The sequence below is a fragment of the Gemmatimonadota bacterium genome, from assembly GCA_039715185.1.
Taxonomy (GTDB): Bacteria; Gemmatimonadota; Gemmatimonadetes; order Longimicrobiales; family RSA9; genus DATHRK01.
This window is the reverse complement of the sequence record JBDLIA010000063.1, coordinates 1-19,206: the sequence shown is the minus strand read 5'-3', so window position 1 is coordinate 19,206 and position 19,206 is coordinate 1. Positions and strand designations below refer to the sequence as shown.

The following is a 19,206-nucleotide window of genomic DNA, read 5'->3' as shown; positions in this document are numbered from 1 at the left end:
GCTGGCCGCGGGAGGGGTCGGCGCGGCGTTGACGCTGGGCGCGTGGGTGGCCGGCGCATCCGCGTCGGACGCTCTGCTGCGCGCCGGGCCGGCGCTGTGGTGGGGGCTGCAAGTGGCCTGGGCGTCGATCCTGGGAGTCGCTACCGCCGTGCTCCTGCCCAGGCCCGAGCACGCGGCTACTCCTGGCGGGGGGGCCAGAGCCATGGGGTGGATCGCGGCCGGACTCGCGCTGGGAGGCCTGTTGGGCGCCGCGCTCGTGCTGGCGCGGGATCCGTGGCTGGGAGCCGAGCCGTGGTTCGCGCTGGCGTGGGCCGCGCCGGCCTACCTGGTCGCGCGCGGTACCCCGCGGCTCCGTTTCGGGGGTCTGCGTCGCTGGCTCGTGGCCGGCGCGCTGGCCGCCACGGCGCTGCTCCCGCAGCTGTGGCTGGCCTCCGCGGACGCCCGCCTGCGCGGCGCGGAGGCAGACGTCGAGCGGCTCGCCGCCCCAACTGATCCCTTCATCGACTTCCTGATGGCCCGCCTCGGAGCCGAGGCCCGCGAACGGTACGCTCGCGGAGAGGGGGGCGCCGAGCTGTTGTATCGGGCGTGGGTGGGGAGCGGACTGGCCGCCGAGGGCTATCCAGTGCGGCTGGCGCTCTGGGGGCCGGACGGCGGGGTGGCCGAGCGCCTGGACATCACCGGATCGGGCGACGACCCGGGCACGGGCTCCGGCATGGCCGCCGACGTCGTGCGCGCGTCACGCGAAGCGGACCTGCCGATCCGGCGAACAGACCCCTCTCCGGAAGTGCGCCAGGCGCAGGCGGTGCCGCTGGGCGGCGGCTGGGTCGCGTCCGCGCTGGTTCTGCCGCGCCGCGCCCTCGCCCCGGAGGGTCTGGCCGCCGCCGCGCTCGGAACGCGCGACGCCAGGCCCGCGACCGCGACGTTGACGCTAACCGCGAGCACGACGGCCGGCGTGCGCGCCGAGGGCCTGCGCTGGGCAGCCTCGGTGGCCGGGGTGCGCGGGGAGGGCGAACTCCGCCTGGGTGACGTCCTCTACCACGCGCACGTCGAGGTCGACCAGGCTCCGGCCGCCGTGCGGATCGCGCGCGGCGTGCTCCTGATCGTGGTCGACCTGCTGGCGCTGGCGCTGATCTGGGGATTCGCGCACAACCTCGCGGGCTCCCCCCGGCCGCCGCCGGCCCCCTGGATTCCCGCCCCCGGCAGCTTCCGGTCCAGGGTCACCCTGGCGCTGTTCTTCTTCTTCCTGGTGCCCACGCTGGCCTTCGGCGCCGTGGCCTACCGGACGGTCGCGGGTGCCGCCGAACGCGAGGCCGAGGCGACCGTGTCTCGCTCCAGCGCGCAGGCCGTGGACGTCTTCGCCGCCGCCGGCGGCAACCTACAGACGGTGGCGGGTCTGGTGGGCCTGGACGTCCTGTTCTACCAGGGCGGCGAGTTGATCACGTCGTCGCGTCCGGAGCTGGTCAGGCTGGGGGTGCACGACGCCTGGCTGGCGCCGGACGCCCACATCGCGCTGCGCGAAGGCGAGGCCCTCGCCCTGGACCGCGGCCGCAGCCTGCTCGGTCGGCGCGCGGTGGTGGGATTCCGGCGCCTGGCGCCGGCCGGGGTGGTGGGAATCCCGGCCTTGCCCGGCGGCGCCGCCGCGGCGCGGCGAGCGGAGCTGACGGACACGCTGCTCTTCGCCATCCTGCTCGGCGCGGTATTGTCGCTGGCGCTATCGCTCGCCGCCGGTCGCGCGCTGGCGCGGCCTATCGGCCAACTCAGCCGCGCCGCGTCTGCCGTCGGCGAGGGCCGCTCGCGGGTCGATCTGCCGGTCGACAGGCGGGATGAGTTCGGCGAGCTGTTCCGCTCGTTCAATCGCATGACTCGCGGGCTTCGTCGCGCTCGGGCCCGAGAGCTGCGCAGCGCGCGGGTACTGGCCTGGGGCGAGATGGCGCGTCAGGTAGCCCACGAAATCAAGAACCCCCTGACCCCCATCCGGCTGTCGGTGCAGCACGTAAGGCGCGCCTTTCGAGACGAGCGCCAGGACTTCGGCGAGATCCTGGAGGGCAACGTCGAGCAGGTGCTGCACGAGATCGACCGCCTCAGCGACATCGCGCGCGCGTTCGCCCGTTACGGCGCACCCGCCGAGCCGCAGCCGGCGCTGGAGTCGGTGGACGTCGAGGCGGTCGCCCTGGATGTGCAGGCGCTGTACGCGTCCGGAGAGCGAGGTATGGTCGTGCGAGTTGAGTCCGAGCCCGACCTGCCGTCCGTGGCGGCCCGCGACGGGGAGCTGCGGGAGGTGCTGATCAACCTGCTGGAGAACGCCCGCGAGGCGCTCCCCGAGGGAGGCGTCGCGCGGGTCACAGTGCGGCGCGAGGGCGCCGAGGTCGCGCTCCAGATCAGCGATGGCGGCGAGGGCATCCCGGCCGACGTGCTGCCCAGCGTGTTCGAGCCGCACTTTTCCACCCGCAGCTCCGGCACGGGCCTCGGCCTGGCCATCGTAAAGCGCCTGGTCGAGGACTGGGGCGGCCGGATCATCGTGGAGAGCGAGCCGGGCCGCGGCACCGCGTTCAAGATCTGGCTCAAGGAAGCGGAGGCGGGCGGGGCGGACTGAGGGTCACGCCCGCCCTCGCTTCAACTCCCGTCTACGGCCTGGCCCTGTAGTTGACGATGCGCTCGTCCTCGCCGTCGGTCAGGATCAGCGAAACCAGGTCGCCGCCCTCCAGCCGCGAGGCGAGCCGTCGGAAGTCGCGGACGGTGCCGATCTCCACGCCGTTGATCGAGACGACTTCCCAGCCGCGAGCGCGCTCTCCGACGGGCCCGCCGTCGGCGATGTCCTCGATGACCAGGCGAGTGCCCGAGCCCGTTCCCGAGCGTACCGCTTCGACCGAGAAGCCCACGCGATCGGTAGGGGTCTCCGCCACCAGCGTGGGCGGCGTACGCGCGCGCTTGCGCGGTTCGAACTCGTCCAGCCGCACGATGACCTCGCGATCCTCCTGGAAGCGGCGGACCGACAGCCGGATCCGCTGCCCCGGCTGCCGCTGCAGGAGCTGGGTGGTGAGCTCGTTGGCGTTGGCCACCTCGGCGCCATCGATCGCCAGCACGACGTCCCCGTGCCTCAGGCCCGAGCGCGCCGCCGGCAGGCCTTCCTGCACCGACTCTATCCAGGCGCCTTCGATCCGGTCCAGCCCATACGCCTCGGCGTCCGGGTCGAGCACGTCGCGCACGGAAACTCCCAGGCGCGGGCGATGGACCACGCCGTATTCGAGCAGGTCATCGGCCACCCGGGATACGATGGCCATGGGGATCGCGAACCCGTAGCCGATGAAGCGCCGGTTCGGGGACTGGATGGCCGTGTTCACGCCCACCACCCGGCCGTCCAGGTCCACCAGCGGGCCGCCCGAATTGCCCGGGTTGATCGCCGCGTCGGTCTGGATGTAGGACTCCAGCGCGGTCTGCCGGCCCTCGGTCCCGATCGACAACTGTCGCCCTTTCGCGCTCACGATCCCAGCGGTGACGGTGAAGTCCAGGTCCAACGGGCTGCCCAGGGCGAGAACCCAGTCGCCTACCTCCACCGGCGCGTCGGCGCCGATCCGCGCCGCGGGCACCTGCTCGCCGGCGGCGAGCTTCAGCTCCAGCACCGCCACGTCCGTGTCCTGGTCGGAGCCCACCACCTCGGCCTCGTAGGAGCGCCCATTCACGAAGCGAACGAGCACCCGCGTGGCGCGCGCGACTACGTGATTGTTGGTGATCACGTGGCCGGCTTCATCCAGCACGAAGCCCGAGCCGCGCGCGATGCCGCCGGCGCGGCCGCCGCGCCCGGCCTGCTGGGCCTCCACCCGCACCACCGCGGGGAGAACCTCGTTGGCGGCGTCACGGAACGCGCCGGAGAGCTCGCGCGCGAGCCCGGGCGAGTCGCTCACTCGCTCCTGGAGAGGGAGCGCGGCGGGTCTCGGGCGGAGGGTTGGCGACGCCAGCGCCACCGTCTGCACGGTCGCCCCGACGTCGCTCCCGGCGTCGAAACCGCAGGCCGAAAGGAGGCCGCCCAGGGCGATCGTCAAGGTGATTCGGGAGAGGACGCCGCCGGCGCCACGGGCATATGTGCGCATGTCCAGCCCTTGCTGCGGGTGTCTGAGGGGAACCGCGGTCCCGATGCAGGAATCCGTCGAACTCCCCCGATCGTTTCCGGTTGGACGCCGACCAGATCCGGCTCGGTTGCAATCGGCCCGGTCATCACCCGGCGAAGAGAGTCTCTCCGGTCGCCCGGTGTCCCATCCAGCCATGTCCCCGCGCGGGCTCCGCTTCCACTCTGATTCCCGAGCGTAGAGGGAGCGCGACGGCGGGCTGCGTTCCGGGTGGCGTGGGTGGTCGGAGAGGAGGACGGCATGAAGAAACTGGTGATGACCGTGGCCGCCGCGGCGGCCCTGGCGGTGATGGGGAGCGCCCTGGAGGGCGCCGGCAGTCCCACGTTCGCCGCGACGGGAGAGTGCGCCGGCGGCGCGGGGCCGCTGTGCATGAGTGAATTTACCTGCACCTCCTGGTCCTGGGAGCTCGCGTGGCCGCTGAGGATCAGCCGCACGTGCGCGAGCTGGACGCAGCGGGACTACTACTGGGAGACGATCGAGGAAACCCAAGGATCCGGAGACGACCCGGCGTTGCCCCCCGGCGAGGAGACGCCGGAGGAGCCGACGGAAGACAACTGACCCGACCGCGTCGCGGCCGGGGGCCGCCACGCAGACACTGAACCAACACGCATGCGCCCATCCCACCGCCCGGAATCAGCCGTCCTTCGGCCGGAACCTACCGGCCGCGGGGCTGCGCTGGCGCTCGCCTCTACGCTCGGCGTGATCGCCTTGACGGCGATCCTGACGCCCGAGGTCACGGGAGACGCCGCCGGCCTTGCGCCGGCTTCCGAGGCCGGAGCGCTGGCGGTGCACGTCGCCTTCCAGCTCGCCGACTGCGCGTCGGCGCTGGCCTTTCTGGACATCCTGGATCACCCCACGGTCGCCGGCAGCATGAGCGTGGCCTCGCTCGTCTTCATCGGAGAAGCGGCCGACACCGCGGCCGCGGCGCGCGCGCTGGGCGGCAAGTTCTCTCCGCTGACGCTCGCCTCCGCCAGGACGCTCCGGGAGTTTCGCGACCTCGGCTTCGGGCGTACGCCCTTCCTGGTCGTCAAGGACGCGGGCGGAGCGACCCGCTTCGCGGCTCCGGTGCCGCGCGACCCCCTGGAGCTTCGGTCCCTGCACTGGGCGCTGGTCGGGCTCGCCGATCTGCACGCGCGCCGGACCGCGAGCGGAAGGCGGTGAACGAGCGGTTCGGCGTCGCGTGGCTGGCGGCCAGCCTGGCTGCTGCCGCCTGCGGCGACGGCGCCGACTCGGGCGCGGTCGCGGCGTTCGAGGCCAGACCCAGGCTGGTGCGGGAGGCGCCCGGCGGGACTCTGTGGAGCGTCGGCGGCGACCCGGCCGACACGGTTCTGCTCATGCCGGTGGCGATCCGCGCTGCGGCAGGCCGGGTGTTCGTGCTGGACCGCTTCGGGCACAGAGTGGCCGCGTTCGAGGCGAGCACCGGAGAGCACATCTGGACGCGCGGCCGGCATGGAGGCGGGCCGGGAGAGCTCGACGGTCCCACCGACTTCGCTGTGACGGCCGATGGTGGCGTGGCCATCGGCGACGCCCGCAACGCGCGCGTCGCGAGACTGGACCGCGGCGGGGCCGCCGTCTCGCCTATCCCCGTCCGGGACGTCGCCTACGTCGAGTCACTGTGTTCGCTTCCGGACGCGGAGTGGCTCCTGACAACGCAGACCGAGGGGTCGCGGGTGCTCCGCCTGAGCGAGCGCGGGGAGGTAGTGGGGAGGCATTCGATCCCCGGACCCTACCCGGAGGACGCGCCGCCTCTGGCCACGCAGGCGCTCCTGCTGGGTGGAGCGGGCGGGCCGTGCGTACTCGCCTACAAGATGGCCGCGGGGTTCGCCAGGTACGGCGGCGGGAGCGGCTTCGGGCCGTTTCGGCCGTACGTGGAGCCCATGGCCCCACCCGGCGTCGACGTCGACCGGTCCGGCCGGCGCCGGTCGACCAGGCTGGCGGAGTACAAGGTGGCCGCGCTGGATGGAGCTGTGGTCGGCGAGGAGGTGTGGATTCTCTTCCACGGCGAGGGGCAGGACGCGCGCCGCCTGATCGATCGCTACGCGCTGCCGGACGGCGCCTATCTGGGGAGCTGGCGGCTGCCGTTCGGTGCCGACCGCTTCGCGCTCGACGCCGAACGGATGTACCTGCTTTCCAGGCGCGCCGGCTACCCCATCGTGGCGGCCATCCCGCGGCCCGACGCGTCGGCCGACTGACGTGCTCGCGCGCCTCACCAGCGCCGCGGTCGCAGGAGTCGAAGCGTATCCAGTTGCCGTGGAGGTGCATCTGGCGGCTGGGCTCCCCGGCATGAGCGTCGTGGGTCTGCCCCACAGCGCGGTACGAGAGGGCCGCGAGCGGGTGGTCGCGGCGGTGCGCAACAGCGGCTTCGAGGCGCCCCCCAGGAAGGTGACGGTCAACCTCGCGCCCGCCGACGTCCCCAAGGAAGGGAGCGCGCTGGACCTGCCGATCGCGGTCGGGCTGCTGGTGGCCAGCGGCCAGGTTCCCGCGCCGGCGCTCGACCACTGCTTCGCCGGCGAGCTCGGGCTGGACGGGGCGCTCCGGCCGGTCCGAGGCGCCGTCGCCGCGGCGGTGTGCTGCGCGCGCGAAGGGCTGAAAACGCTGATTCTTCCCGAACGCGCGGCCCAAGAGGCGGCGGTCGTGCCGGGGGTTCGCGTGCTGTCGGCGACCGACCTGCGCGGCGTGGTGGCGCACCTGCAGGGCCGTCGAGCTTTGCCCGTCGCCGCACCGCCTCCCGCGCCGCGCCCGGCGCGCCGGGCCGACCTGGCCGACGTGCGCGCCCAGGAACTCGCCAAGCGCGCCCTCGAGATAGCCGCGGCGGGCGGACACAACCTGCTGCTGGTGGGTCCACCGGGCGCGGGCAAGTCCATGCTGGCCGTGAGGCTGCCACCCATCCTCCCCGACCTGGCGCCCGACGAGGCGCTGGACGTAGCGCGCATCCACTCAGCGGCGGGCTCGCCTCGACTGGGCCTGGACCGCCGGCCGCCGTTCCGCAGCCCGCACCACTCCATCTCGGACGCCGGCCTGGTCGGCGGAGGCTCCGGCCCGCGGCCGGGCGAGATCTCGCTGGCCCACCACGGCGTGCTCTTCCTGGACGAGCTGCCGGAGTTTCGCCGCGCCGCCCTCGAGGCGCTGCGGCAACCGCTCGAGGCCGGAGTCGTCCACGTGGTGCGCGTGCGCGCGTCGGCGGCGTTTCCGGCGCGCGTGCAGCTCGTCGCGGCGATGAACCCGTGCCCGTGCGGCTACCTGGGGGACGGCCGCGATCGCTGCCTGTGCGCCGAGTCGGACCTGCGCCGCTATCGGGCGCGGATCTCCGGGCCCCTCCTGGACCGGATCGACCTGCGGGTTGAGGTGCCGTTGCTGGACGCCGACCAGCTCAGGGAGCAGCCGTCCGCAACGTCCGCTCGCGACGCGTCCAGTGAGAAGACCGTCCGGCGGTCCACCGCGTCCGTCGCCGAGCGGGTCGCGGGAGCACGCGCCAGGCAGACGCGCCGTCAGGGCAGGGCGCTGAACGCCGCTCTGGACCCGCGCGCGCTGGCCCGCCACTGTGCCCTGGGGGACGAATCCTGGCGGGTCATCTCCGCCGCCATGAACCGGCTCGCGCTGTCGCCGCGCGCCTACCACCGCATCCTGCGCGTCGCGCGCACGATAGCCGACCTGGCGGGGGCCGGAGGCATCGCGCGAGCCCACGTCGCGGAGGCGCTCCAGTACCGGGGTGCGGGGGTGGCGCTCTCCTGATTTGGTGCGAACTCGGCGGCCCCACCGCCTTTCCGCCGACCGGTGCCGTCGGCTAGTTTGCTCCGCACTCGCTTCAGCGCCCGCCGCCACGAAGGGAAGCCATGAGCGGTGAGGCTCGCAATGTACCCAATCAGAACTGCCCGGCCGCGTCCTGAACGCGACGGCGCGCGACCGGTCTCCGACCCGCCCGCGGGTACGCGAGGCCTTCGCCCGCTCCTCCTCGTCGTCTTGACGCTGGCGTGTGCTCCCGCCGCTTCGGGACCCCAGGTGGCGGGCCGATTCGGTCCACGGTTGCAGGAGATCGTCGAAGCGTATCACACGGCGGACCTGTTCCAGGGTGCGGTGCTGGTGGCCATGGGCGACGAGATCGTGTATCGCGGCGCGGTCGGACTCGCCAATGAGGAGTGGGGCGTCGCCAACGCGCCCGAGACGCGGTTCACGGTGGCTTCGTTGGGGAAGGCGTTCACCGGCGTCATCGTCCTGCAACTGATCGAGGAGGGACGCCTTTCGCTTGCAGACCCGCTCTCTGAACATCTGCCGGAATTGGAGGGGGACGCCTGGAGGCGGGTGACCATCGAGCACCTCGTCCACCACACAGCGGGAATCCCGTGGCCTCAAGACGACTGGGAGCCGTCGCGCTACGCCGGTCGCTACGAGTTGGCCGAGATCGTCACCTGGATCAGCGCTCGGGAGCCCTCGGCCGACCCCGGCGCGGAGTTCGAGTACTGCAACAGCTGCTACCATCTCCTCGGCGCCATCATCGAGCGGATAACGGGGAGCGCCTTCGAGGATGTGCTGCGAGAAAGGCTGCTCCACCCGCTGGAGCTGTCGAACACGGGCATCGCCTACGCCCGACCGCTTATCCAGCACCGCGCTTCGGGCTACGTTCGGGACGAGGCCGGATCTTACGTGAACGCCCTCCTGCAGGATCAATCCTACGCCGTGGGCGCGGGGGGAATGTACTCGACGGTGGACGATCTATTGCGCTGGCACCGTGCGCTGACCGGAGATCAGGTGCTGTCCGCCGAATCCAAGGCGATGGTGTTCGACCGTGACCGGAACCGCTCCGGATACGGTTGGAGCCTGGGGGCGTACGTGCACAAGGATGAGGAGGAACTGGGCACTCTGGCGCTGGGTCTCGGAGGAACGTCCGGCTTCTCCGCGGGGATCGCACGACTCCTGGACGACGACTACTTCATCGTTTTCCTGGGCAACATCGGGCACGTTCCTCAGGTTCAACTGATGAACGATCTGTGGAACACGATCCTGGGGTTCGAGGTCGAACTCCCCCAATAGGCGGCGCCCCACTAACCCGCGCCGCGCTCCCGGAGCCGCTCGAGTTCGGCGATAGCTTGGTCGCTGAGCTCCCACCCCAGCGCCCGCAGTGACCTGCGCTTGATCAGCGCGCTGGCCGGAGTCTCCAGGACCACCCCCGAGCGGGTCCGGCGCACGGCGGAGATGTCCGCCCAGCGTAGCAGGCTGCCCTGCAAGAACAGCCCGTACTCGGTCGCGCGGATCGCGGCCAGGAAGAGCGCGCGTACCGCGTAAGCTATGCCCGCCAGCGGCAGCGTGATCACGAGCCCGAACGCGAGCGCCAGCCCCCACTCCGGGGCGCCCGGCGACGCCACGTCCGCCAACGACACGGCCACCCGTACGGCGATCCAGAATACCGCCGCCACGAGCGCCGGCAGCACCCACATGACGAGCACGCGAAGCCACCTCCGCGCCTCGATTACCAGCAGCGTGTCTGCCGCGTGCGGGATCACCAGGAAGCGCCGCACTACGGCGACGGGAAGCATCGCGAGCAGCAGGGATCCAGCCGCCAGCAGGCCGAACGCCAGTAGGGGATTGGCCTGCACGAATCCGGCCGAAGCCGCCGCACCACCAGACGTCTGCATGGCACCATCTGGCGCCCGGAACCGGCACGCCGCAAGATCGGCCGCCCACGAGTCCCGATCGCCCCGCCGGAAGGGCCACAAGGCGCCCGCCACGGGACCTTGTCCAACGGCCCCTATCCCAATAAGATCCGCCGGCCGCAGGCCGGCAGGGACGCCGGCTCTCGACGCACCCGGACCGGGCCGGGCGCCGCACCCCCACCACACGGCATGTCCCAGACGCTTTCCGACCGCCTCGACCGGGCCGCAGACCTCCTTCGGGACTGCGAATCGGTCGTCGTCGGTTTCTCCGGCGGCGTGGACTCCGCGCTCGTCGCGCGCCTGGCGGTCGACGTCCTGGGGACCAACAGGGTGCTGGCGGTCACGGGGCTGAGCGCGGCCGTGCCCGAGGTGCAGCGGCGCGCGGCACGAACGTTCGCGGCGGAGCAGGGCATCCCGCACCTGGAGGTCGAGACCCGCGAGCTGGAGCGAGAGCGCTACGTCCGCAACGAGGGCGACAGGTGCTACCACTGCAAGAGCGTGCTGTGGCCCGCGCTGCGAGAAGTCGCTCGCGGCAGGGGGCTCAGGACGTTGGTGGACGGGGCCAACGCGGACGACCTGTGGGACTACCGGCCGGGCGGCCGCGCGGGGACCGAGCACGGCGTGCGCTCGCCGCTCGCGCAGGCCGGCATCGACAAGGCCGGGGTGCGGACGGCGTCGCGGCGGCTCGGCCTGAGCACGTGGGACGCCCCCGCCGCGCCGTGCCTCGCGAGTCGGCTGGCCTACGGCGTGAGCGTGACCGCCGATCGGCTGGGGCAGGTAGAGCGCGCGGAGGACGGCTTGAGGGCGCTCGGGTTCGTCGAAGTCAGGGTGCGCCACCACGGCGACTGCGCGCGCGTCGAGCTGGCCCCCGCGGAGCTGGCCACGGCTGGCGCCCGGGCCCACGCGATCGCCGGCGCCCTCCGCCGCGCCGGCTTCGCGCGAGTGCTGCTGGACGTGGAGGGTTACAGGCGCGGCGCGCTCAACGAATCACTGCCGCTGGTGGAGCTGCGGCGCGGGCGCGTGGCGTGAGCGGCGGGACGCCGCTGGCCGTTTCGGACGCCCTGCGCCTGCTGCGCGCGGAGGGCGTGCCGGCGCGCGGCGCGAGCCTCGCGGGCGCTGACGGTGAGGTTCTTGCGATCGCTGCGGACGCGGGCGAGCTGGCCGCGATCGGGGCGCTCGCGCACCGACTGCGCGCGCTGGGGTTTCGCTACGTCGCGCTGGATCTGGACGGGGACACCGAGTCGAGCGACCGGGACGTGACGACCTCGAGTCGCACGACCTGAACGCAGATGTGTACATCATTGGACCGAATTGACGCTTTGCCATGAGACTTTTCGCAGCCATCGCGGTTCCGGCCAAGGAACGCAGGCGCCTGCACAAGGCGGCGACCGCGTTACGCGACGCCGAGCTACCCGTCCGCTGGGTGGACGTCGCGGCCATCCATATGACGCTCAAGTACCTGGGCGAGGTACCGAAGGACCGCGTGGGCCTGGTGCGCAGCTCGCTCGCGACGGTGGCGGCGAAGTCGCGGCCGTTCCAGGTCACGCTCGGCGGCTTCGGCGCCTTCCCCAGCCTGCGCAAGCCGCGCATCATCTGGGCGGGGGCGTACGCATCACCGGAGCTGCGCTGCCTCAAGCACGACCTGGAGTGGGAGTTCGCCGGACTCGGCTACGAACGGGAGGCCCGGGCGTTCCATCCGCATCTGACCCTCGGTCGAGCCAGGCCCGAGGCGGCCGCCGGTGACTTCCGCGACCTCGAGGATCTCGTCGAGCCGCTGAAGTACCAGGGCGCTCTATCGGTGCACTCGGTCGTGCTCCTGCGTAGCACGCTGGGGTCCGAGGGCGCCGTCTACGAGACGATCGACACCGTCCGGTTGGGGGAAGCCGCGCCGGCGAAAGCGAGCGCCTGAGCGCGGCCGGGTCGGGGCAGAAGGAGGAGAAATGGGCGGATGCCTGAGGAGGATCCTCACGCTGGCGGTCCTGATCGTGGCCGGTGCGGTCGCGTACCTGTACTTCGGCGGTGACGTACGCGGCATGTGGGAGCAGCGCTTCGGAGGGGCCGCACCCGAGCTGGACGGGCCGGCCCTGGCCGCGCAGACGATGGCCCGCATCGAGGCTCTTTCCGCCGAGGCCGAGGGACGTCTGGCGCTCTCGGACCTGGAACTGCAGAGCCTGATCGACCACGAGTACGCGGACGTGTTTCCGGGCTTCGTGGCCTCCCCCACGGTAGACGTCGCGGACGGACGGGTCCGGCTCGGAGGCAGGGTCGCCACGGAGTTCGTGCGCGAGTACGTGGACCTGGGTGACGCGGCGGCGTTCCTGCCGGACACCGCCGACGTGTCGGTGCGCGGGCACCTGATCCCGGCCGGCGACGGCCGCGTGGGCCTGGCGGTGGATCAGATCACCGCGGCCCGCATTCCTCTGCCGGACGCGCTCGTCGGGCGGCTGCTGCGGTCGGTTGGTGCCGGAGTCGACCCGGAGCTGGGCGGCGACGTCATCCCCGTGGCCCTGCCCGAACCGCTGCAATCCGCGTACGTACACGGCGACTCGCTGGTGCTGACGGGCAGGAGCTGAGGGCGGTGGCCGAAATTCTCATCGTCGACGACGAGGACGGGGTCCGCCGCGCTCTGCGCCAACTGCTCGAGTACGAGGGTCACGAGGTGCGCGAGGCGGGGACCGGTGGCGAGGCGCTGACGTCGGTCGAAGGGGCTGCGCCGGACCTGGTGTTCCTGGACGTCAAGATGCCGCGCGTCGACGGGCTGGAGATTCTGCCGCGCATCCACGACATCGAGCCCGGCGTACCGGTGGTCATGATCAGCGGGCACGGCACCATCGAGACCGCCGTCGAAGCCACCCGACTGGGCGCCTGGGACTTCCTGGAAAAGCCGCTGGACACCGACCGCGTGCTGGTCACCCTGCGCAACGCGCTGGAGCGCAGTGGGCTGGAGCGGGAAAACGAGCGCCTGCGTGGCGAGGTGGAGTCCCGGCACGAGATCGTCGGCGACAGCGCCGCGATTCAAGCCGTGCTGGACAGGGTGGAGAAGGTGGCCCCGACCGACGCGCGCGTGCTGATCAGCGGCGAAAACGGCACCGGCAAGGAACTGGTCGCGCGCGCGCTGCACCGCCTGTCGCCCAGGAGCGACGCACCCTTCGTCGAGGTGAACTGCGCGGCCATCCCCGCGGAGCTCATCGAGAGCGAGCTGTTCGGCCACATGAAGGGCTCGTTCACGGGCGCGATAGCCGATCACGCCGGCAAGTTCGAGCAGGCGGACGGCGGCACGCTTTTCCTGGACGAAATAGGCGACATGAGCCCCGCCGCGCAGTCCAAGGTGCTGCGCGCCTTGCAGGAGGGGATCATCACGCGCGTGGGGGGCGCGGCGCCGATTCAGGTGGACGTGCGCGTGGTCGCGGCGACGAACAAGGACCTGGAGCACGAGATCCAGGAGGGCCGCTTCCGCGAAGACTTGTATTTCCGCCTGAACGTGGTGCCGATCCATCTGCCGCCGCTGCGCGAGCGCAGCGGGGACATCGCGCCGCTGGTGAAGCACTTCGCGACGGCCGCGGCGGAGCAGCAGCGGCTGCCCAGACGCACCCTGACGGCGTCCGCGCTGGACAGGCTCGCCGAGATGCCCTGGCCCGGCAACGTGCGCGAGTTGCGCAATACCGTGGAGCGCCTGATGATCCTCGCCGCGGGCGACGAGATCGGCGAGGGCGACGTACAGCGATTGGGCGGCGCGGGGCGCGAGCAGGCGGTCGGCGCGTTCGGACTCCTCGACGCGGAGAACTTCGCGGACTTCAAGGCGCGCGCCGAGCGAGCCTACATCCTGGCGCGCCTGCGAGACAACGATTGGAACGTGAGCGAGACCGCGCGCTCCATTGACATGCCCAGGTCCAACCTCTACAAGAAAATCGAAAAATACGGGATCGTGCGGGAAGAAACGGCCTGAGCGGCCACCCGCCGGCGGCGCTTGGCCGCACCCTCCACCGACGAGTTCCATGGCTGACAGGTTTCGAAACTACATAGACGGCGCATGGGTGGACGCGGCCTCGGGGGCGACCTTCGAGAACCGCAACCCGGCGGACACCGAAGATCTGATCGGCACCTTCCCGCGCTCGGGCGCCGAGGACGTGATGCGCGCCGTGAGCGTGGCGCGCGACGGCTTCGAGTTGTGGAGCAGAACGCCGGCTCCGCAGCGGGGCGACGTGCTGCGCCGCGTGGGCGACATCATGACCGCGCGCAAGGACGAGATCGCGGACGCCATGACCCGCGAGATGGGCAAGGTGCTCGAGGAGACCCGCGGGGACGTTCAGGAAGGGATCGATACCGCCTACTACGCGGCCACCGAGGGGCGCCGGCTCTTCGGCCACACGGTGCCGAGCGAGTTGCGAGACAAGTGGGCGATGACCTATCGGCGGCCGATCGGCGTGTGCGGCATCATCACGCCGTTCAACTTCCCCATGGCGATCCCCACCTGGAAGATCTTCCCGGCCCTGGCGTGCGGGAACAGCGTGGTCTTCAAGCCCGCCGAGGCCGTGCCGCACACGGGCACGATCCTCGTGCAGATCCTGCTCGAGGCGGGCCTGCCGGAGTCGGTCATCCAACTCGTCCACGGGCCAGGCAGGGTGGTCGGCGCGGCGTTCGTCGAGCACCCCGATGTGCCCGTGATCTCGTTCACCGGCTCCACCGAGACGGGCTCTATCCTCGGCGAGACGTGCGGCCGCATGCACAAGCGGCTGTCGCTCGAGATGGGCGGCAAGAACGCCCAGATCGTCATGCCGGACGCGGACTTCGACCTGGCCCTGGACGGGGTCCTGTGGGGCGCCTTCGGTACCACGGGCCAGCGCTGCACGGCCACCAGTCGGCTGCTGCTCCACGAGGACATCCACGACGAGTTCCTGGACCGACTGGCCGACCGGGTCTCGGAGCTCCGCCTCGGCGACGGCCGCAAGAGCGGCACCGACGTGGGGCCGCTCATCAATCAGCAGGCGCTGGACAAGGTGGCCGAGTACGTGGGGGTCGCCCGAGACGAAGGCGACGACGTGCTGATCGGCGGCGAGCGCGCCACCACCGAGGGGCTGGAGCGCGGGTTCTTCTTCCAGCCCACGATCCTGCGCGGCGTACGCCCGGGCAGCCGGCTCGCGTGCGAGGAGGTCTTCGGCCCCGTGCTGAGCGTGCTTCGTTTCGGCGATCTGGACGAGGCGATTCGCATAAACAACGAGGTCGAGTTTGGCCTTTCCAGCGCCATCTACACGCGCGACGTGCGCGCGTCCTTCCGCGCGATGACCGAGCTCGACAACGGGATCACCTACGTCAACGCTCCCACCATCGGCGCCGAGGCCCACCTGCCGTTCGGGGGAGTCAAGGCGACCGGTAACGGGCACCGGGAAGGGGGCTGGGAGGTCTTCGAGTTCTACTCCGAGACCAAGGTGCTCTACGTGGACTACTCCGGAAAGCTCCAGCGTGCCCAGATCGACACCTACGACGACTAGGTGGGCCGTAACAGCCCACTAGTTGACGCGCGCGCAGGTTTCCGCTCGATCGGGACCGCCGTTTGCCACCGCGGGAGCGCCGTTTCGCCGTTTGACAGCCGAGTTTTCAGGGTGATATTACGACGCGTCCGCTCCCGCTCCCGTGCAGTGAACGTGGAATCCGACGCCCGTTTTTCCCGCATCCTCGCCGACACCGGCGCGTACGCATGAGCTCGCTGCTTCGCTGGGCTCGCGACGTCGCCACCGTCGCCGCGGTCCTCGCCATCTTCCTGCTGGCTCGCGTGTTCGTCGTGGAGGCCTTCCGGATTCCCACGGGGAGCATGGAGGGCACGTTGCTGGTGGGCGATTTCCTGCTCGTCAACAAGATCCTCTACGGCGCCCAGATCCCCGGTGGCATGCGAGTGCCGGCGCTGTCGCAGCCGAAACGAGGCGAGGTCGTCGTCTTCGCGCCGCCGCACGAGCCGGAGCGCAGCTACGTCAAGCGCGTGGTGGGCGTCGCGGGTGACACGCTCATGATGCGCGACAAGGAGCTGTTCCTGAACGGCGTCGCGCGGGACGAGCCGTACGCGGTGCACGTGGATCCGGTGACCGATCCGGTCGACCCGGACATGTCCTGGCAGCGCGCCTACCTGGTCGGCGGCGGCGGCGTGTCCAGGCCATCTCGCGACAACTGGGGCCCGCTCGTGGTCCCCGACGACAGCTACTTCGTGCTGGGCGACAACCGGGACGACTCGCACGACTCCCGGTTCTGGGGGTTCGTGCCGCTGGACGCGGTCAGGGGACGCCCCATGATGGTCTACTTCTCGGTGGACAGGGAGACCGGAGAAAGGGGCCTGTCTTCGGTGCGGTGGGGTCGGATTGGGGAGGGGATAAAGTGAGCCAGTCGGACGCGCAGCAAGGCGAACCGGAGGAAGCCGACGGCGCGGAGGCCGGCGCCCCGCCGCCGGCGCGGGATGCTGCTCCCGCGGAGTCGCTCGGCAGGTCGGGCGACGGGCCCAAGCCCGCCAAGCGCGCATTCGCCAGGGTCCGCAAGGACGCGTACGACGAAAGCTCGCTCGATCAGTACCTGAAGGAGATCAGCGCTTACCCCCTCCTCAAGCGCGAAGACGAGGTGAGCCTCGCCGTTCGCATCAAGAAGGGCGACGAGGAAGCGCTCGACACGCTGGTTCGTTCCAACCTCCGTTTCGTCGTTTCCGTCGCCAAGAAGTACCAGAATCAGGGCGTGTCTCTGGGCGACCTGATCAACGAAGGAAACCTCGGCCTCATCCGGGCGGCCCATAAGTTCGATGAAACCAAGGGCATCAAGTTCATCTCCTACGCCGTCTGGTGGATCCGGCAGGCGATCCTGCAGGCGCTCGCGGAGCAGAGCCGGATCGTCCGCGTGCCGCTGAACCGGGCGGGCGCGCTGCACCGCATCGGCCGCATGTCGTCGACCCTTCTCCAGGAACTGGGCCGCGAGCCCACCCCCGAGGAGGTGGCCCAGGAGCTGGACATCTCGAGCGACGAGGTCGAGCGGACCATGGCGATCTCGCGCGCGCATCTGTCGCTCGATGCGCCCATGACGCCGGGCGAAGACAACCGCCTGCTGGACTACCTGCCGGACCAGGTGTCGCCGGGGCCCGAGGATCAGACCTTCGATCGCGCCCTGAACAACACCATCGAAGAGGCGCTCGGCACCCTCAAGGAGCGCGAGGCCAAGGTGCTGCGACTGTACTTCGGCCTGGACGGTCAGGACCCGATGACGCTGGAGGAAATAGGATCCCTGCTGGGGATCACGCGCGAGCGCGTGCGTCAGATCAAGGAAAAGGCGCTACTCAGGCTTCGTCACGCCTCGCGCGCCCGCTTCCTGGAAACCTTCCTGAGCTGAGGTTGACACCCCCCGAAGCCCCGGATATTCTTCTCTGCTTTGCTAGAACTGCTCTGGATCCACGATTTCGTTACGTATGAAGACCTATACACCCAAGCGCGACCATATTGAGCGACGCTGGTTCGTCGTGGACGCGGAAGGCCGCGTCCTCGGCCGCCTGGCCACGGAGATAGCACGCGTCCTGCGCGGCAAGCACAAGCCGATGTACACGCCGCACCTGGACACGGGCGATTACGTCGTGGTCGTGAACGCCGAAAAGGTTCGGCTGACGGGTAACAAGGCCGAGCAGAAGACGTATTTCAGGCACTCCGGATACATGGGGGGCGACAAGCACATCCCGTTCAAGCGGATGATCGCTGAGCACCCCGAGAGGGTCATCACCCTGGCGGTGAAGGGCATGCTGCCGAAGAACAACCTCGGTCGCCTCATGCGGAAGAAGCTCAAGGTCTACAGTGGCCCGGAGCACCCGCACACGGCGCAGCAGCCCGAATCGCTGGAGATCTGACATGGCGAGCGAAATCAACCAGCACCACGGCGTCGGGCGCCGCAAGTCGAGCGTCGCGAGGGTCTACCTGCGGCCTGGCTCGGGCGCATGGAGGATCAACGGGCGCGACGCGGAGACCTACTTCCCGCGAGAGTCGACGCGCATGTACGCCGCGGAGCCGCTGGAAGTGACCGAGTCGGCAGGACAGTGGGACGTGCTGGTCAACGTCCGGGGCGGCGGCCTCACCGGTCAGGCCGGGGCGGTGCGCCTGGGCATAGCGCGCGCCCTCGTCGACAGCGACGAGGATCTGCGGCCCACCCTGCGCCAGCACGGATTGCTCACGCGTGACGCCCGCGAGGTGGAGCGCAAGAAGCCGGGGCGGCCGAAGGCCCGCAAGCGTTTCCAGTTCTCGAAGCGCTAGCGTGCCGGCAACGATACACTAGCGTTCGATCCGGCCGCTGCTGGACGCGGTCGGGAGCGGCACGGTAGGAAAAAATACGCACGTCGCTGGACGCGGCGCCGGGGTCCCGATCGGGCGGCGCGCGGATGAAGGCGGCGGAAGAGAAACCCGACGACAATTCCGACTATGGTTGAGACGCAGATCCGAGAGCTGCTGGAGGCCGGTGTCCACTTCGGCCACCAGACCAGCCGTTGGAACCCGAAGATGCGCAAATTCATCTTCGCGGAGCGCAACGGCATCCACATCATCGACCTCAAGAAGACCGCTTCCTACCTGGAGCGTGCTCAGAGCGCCACCCGCGAGGTGACGCTGCAGGGTCGGCGCGTGATGTTCGTCTGCACGAAGCGCCAGCTACGCGCCATCGTGGAGCAGGACGCAGAGCGGTGCGGGGCGCACTACGTCACGGAGCGCTGGCTCGGCGGGATGCTGACCAACTACCAGACGATCAAGAAGCAGATCCGGCGCATGAAGGAACTGCAGCGCGGGATGGAGGAAGGCTCCTACGAGTTCTACACGAAGAAGGAGCGCCTGCTGCTCGATCGCGAACGCCTCAAGCTGGAGAAGTACCTCAGCGGCGTGGCGGAGATGGGACGGTTGCCGGGCGCGCTGTTCGTGATCGACTGCCGCCGCGAGGAGATCGCGGTGCGCGAGGCGAACAAGTTGGGGATCCCGGTCATCGCGATCGCGGACACCAACGCGGATCCGGATCGCATCGATTTCCCGATCCCGGGCAACGACGACGCGATTCGCTCCGTGGCGGTGATCACCCGGTCCATCGCGGACGCGATCGAGCGGGCGCGCAAGGAGCTGCCGCCGGAGGAGCGGGACAGGCCGGCCGACGAGCCCACGACCACCTACTCGACCGAGATGGGCATGACGACCCGCGACGAGGACAAGGGTGCGCGTCGGCGCCCACGCCGCCGCCGGCGGCCCCGGCCCGAGGCGATCGCCACGATCCGCGGCGACGAGGAGGGCGAGCAGCCTGCCGCCGAACCGGCCCCTGTGGTCGAGGAACCGGTCCCTGTTGAGGCGTCGCAACCGGAAGCGATGCCCGAGCCCGAACCCGTGACCGTGCCGGCATACATGACGATGAGGCCGTTGACGTTCCGCGCGGCGCGCCCCGCGGTCTGGATG

General features: G+C 70.7%; 19 protein-coding genes. 17 read left to right on the top strand and 2 right to left on the bottom strand.

The window, feature by feature from the left end:
• The coding region (locus ABFS34_11670) for a HAMP domain-containing sensor histidine kinase (GenBank protein MEN8376098.1) at nucleotides 1-2,593 on the top strand (2,593 nt) is incomplete at its 5' end.
• Nucleotides 2,594-2,624: 31 nt separating this feature from the next.
• On the opposite strand, the gene ABFS34_11665 is transcribed toward ABFS34_11670, so the two are convergent.
• Nucleotides 2,625-4,040, bottom strand: a complete 1,416-nt coding sequence (locus ABFS34_11665) for a trypsin-like peptidase domain-containing protein (protein MEN8376097.1) — start codon at nucleotides 4,038-4,040, stop codon at nucleotides 2,625-2,627.
• Nucleotides 4,041-4,364: 324 nt separating this feature from the next.
• Between ABFS34_11665 and ABFS34_11660 the strand changes: the two genes are divergently transcribed.
• From ABFS34_11660 to ABFS34_11640, 5 genes are all read left to right on the top strand, one after another.
• The gene (locus ABFS34_11660) at nucleotides 4,365-4,682 is read left to right on the top strand and encodes a hypothetical protein (GenBank protein MEN8376096.1); all 318 of its coding nucleotides are present in this window, start codon (nucleotides 4,365-4,367) and stop codon (nucleotides 4,680-4,682) included.
• Nucleotides 4,683-4,823: 141 nt separating this feature from the next.
• Entirely contained in the window at nucleotides 4,824-5,285 is a 462-nt protein-coding gene (locus tag ABFS34_11655) for a hypothetical protein (protein ID MEN8376095.1), read from the top strand.
• Nucleotides 5,282-6,316, top strand: a complete 1,035-nt coding sequence (locus tag ABFS34_11650) for a hypothetical protein (GenBank protein ID MEN8376094.1) — start codon at nucleotides 5,282-5,284, stop codon at nucleotides 6,314-6,316. The genes ABFS34_11655 and ABFS34_11650 overlap by 4 nt, the downstream gene beginning before the upstream one ends.
• A 1-nt stretch (nucleotide 6,317) precedes the next feature.
• Nucleotides 6,318-7,856: a YifB family Mg chelatase-like AAA ATPase gene (locus ABFS34_11645; GenBank protein MEN8376093.1), complete on the top strand. Its 1,539-nt coding sequence runs from the start codon at nucleotides 6,318-6,320 to the stop codon at nucleotides 7,854-7,856.
• Between the two features lie 267 nt (nucleotides 7,857-8,123).
• On the top strand, nucleotides 8,124-9,152 hold the full coding sequence (locus tag ABFS34_11640) for a serine hydrolase domain-containing protein (protein ID MEN8376092.1): 1,029 nt from the start codon (nucleotides 8,124-8,126) through the stop codon (nucleotides 9,150-9,152).
• 11 nt (nucleotides 9,153-9,163) lie between these two features.
• On the opposite strand, the gene ABFS34_11635 is transcribed toward ABFS34_11640, so the two are convergent.
• The gene (locus ABFS34_11635) at nucleotides 9,164-9,754 is read right to left on the bottom strand and encodes a hypothetical protein (GenBank protein MEN8376091.1); all 591 of its coding nucleotides are present in this window, start codon (nucleotides 9,752-9,754) and stop codon (nucleotides 9,164-9,166) included.
• 207 nt (nucleotides 9,755-9,961) lie between these two features.
• Between ABFS34_11635 and larE the strand changes: the two genes are divergently transcribed.
• From larE to rpsB, 11 genes are all read left to right on the top strand, one after another.
• Nucleotides 9,962-10,801, top strand: a complete 840-nt coding sequence (gene larE / locus ABFS34_11630; GenBank protein MEN8376090.1) for an ATP-dependent sacrificial sulfur transferase LarE — start codon at nucleotides 9,962-9,964, stop codon at nucleotides 10,799-10,801.
• The gene (locus ABFS34_11625; protein ID MEN8376089.1) at nucleotides 10,798-11,055 is read left to right on the top strand and encodes a hypothetical protein; all 258 of its coding nucleotides are present in this window, start codon (nucleotides 10,798-10,800) and stop codon (nucleotides 11,053-11,055) included. The genes larE and ABFS34_11625 overlap by 4 nt, the downstream gene beginning before the upstream one ends.
• A gap of 41 nt (nucleotides 11,056-11,096) precedes the next feature.
• Complete coding sequence (gene thpR / locus ABFS34_11620; GenBank protein ID MEN8376088.1) at nucleotides 11,097-11,681, top strand: RNA 2',3'-cyclic phosphodiesterase; 585 nt, start codon at nucleotides 11,097-11,099, stop codon at nucleotides 11,679-11,681.
• A gap of 31 nt (nucleotides 11,682-11,712) precedes the next feature.
• Nucleotides 11,713-12,345 carry a hypothetical protein gene (locus ABFS34_11615; GenBank protein ID MEN8376087.1) on the top strand — a complete coding sequence of 211 codons (633 nt, stop codon included), beginning with the start codon at nucleotides 11,713-11,715 and terminating at the stop codon, nucleotides 12,343-12,345.
• 5 nt (nucleotides 12,346-12,350) lie between these two features.
• Complete coding sequence (locus ABFS34_11610) at nucleotides 12,351-13,718, top strand: sigma-54 dependent transcriptional regulator (protein MEN8376086.1); 1,368 nt, start codon at nucleotides 12,351-12,353, stop codon at nucleotides 13,716-13,718.
• A gap of 49 nt (nucleotides 13,719-13,767) precedes the next feature.
• Nucleotides 13,768-15,261: an aldehyde dehydrogenase family protein gene (locus ABFS34_11605; GenBank protein MEN8376085.1), complete on the top strand. Its 1,494-nt coding sequence runs from the start codon at nucleotides 13,768-13,770 to the stop codon at nucleotides 15,259-15,261.
• A 206-nt stretch (nucleotides 15,262-15,467) separates the two neighbouring features.
• The gene (gene lepB, locus ABFS34_11600; GenBank protein ID MEN8376084.1) at nucleotides 15,468-16,139 is read left to right on the top strand and encodes a signal peptidase I; all 672 of its coding nucleotides are present in this window, start codon (nucleotides 15,468-15,470) and stop codon (nucleotides 16,137-16,139) included.
• Nucleotides 16,136-17,128 carry a sigma-70 family RNA polymerase sigma factor gene (locus tag ABFS34_11595; protein MEN8376083.1) on the top strand — a complete coding sequence of 331 codons (993 nt, stop codon included), beginning with the start codon at nucleotides 16,136-16,138 and terminating at the stop codon, nucleotides 17,126-17,128. The genes lepB and ABFS34_11595 overlap by 4 nt, the downstream gene beginning before the upstream one ends.
• Nucleotides 17,129-17,204: 76 nt before the next feature.
• On the top strand, nucleotides 17,205-17,633 hold the full coding sequence (gene rplM / locus ABFS34_11590) for a 50S ribosomal protein L13 (protein ID MEN8376082.1): 429 nt from the start codon (nucleotides 17,205-17,207) through the stop codon (nucleotides 17,631-17,633).
• Nucleotide 17,634: 1 nt separating this feature from the next.
• Nucleotides 17,635-18,033 (top strand): 30S ribosomal protein S9, encoded by a 399-nt coding sequence (gene rpsI, locus ABFS34_11585; GenBank protein ID MEN8376081.1) that lies wholly within the window; start codon nucleotides 17,635-17,637, stop codon nucleotides 18,031-18,033.
• A gap of 165 nt (nucleotides 18,034-18,198) precedes the next feature.
• Nucleotides 18,199-19,206: 30S ribosomal protein S2 (gene rpsB / locus ABFS34_11580; protein MEN8376080.1), on the top strand; the 1,008-nt coding region annotated here is incomplete at its 3' end.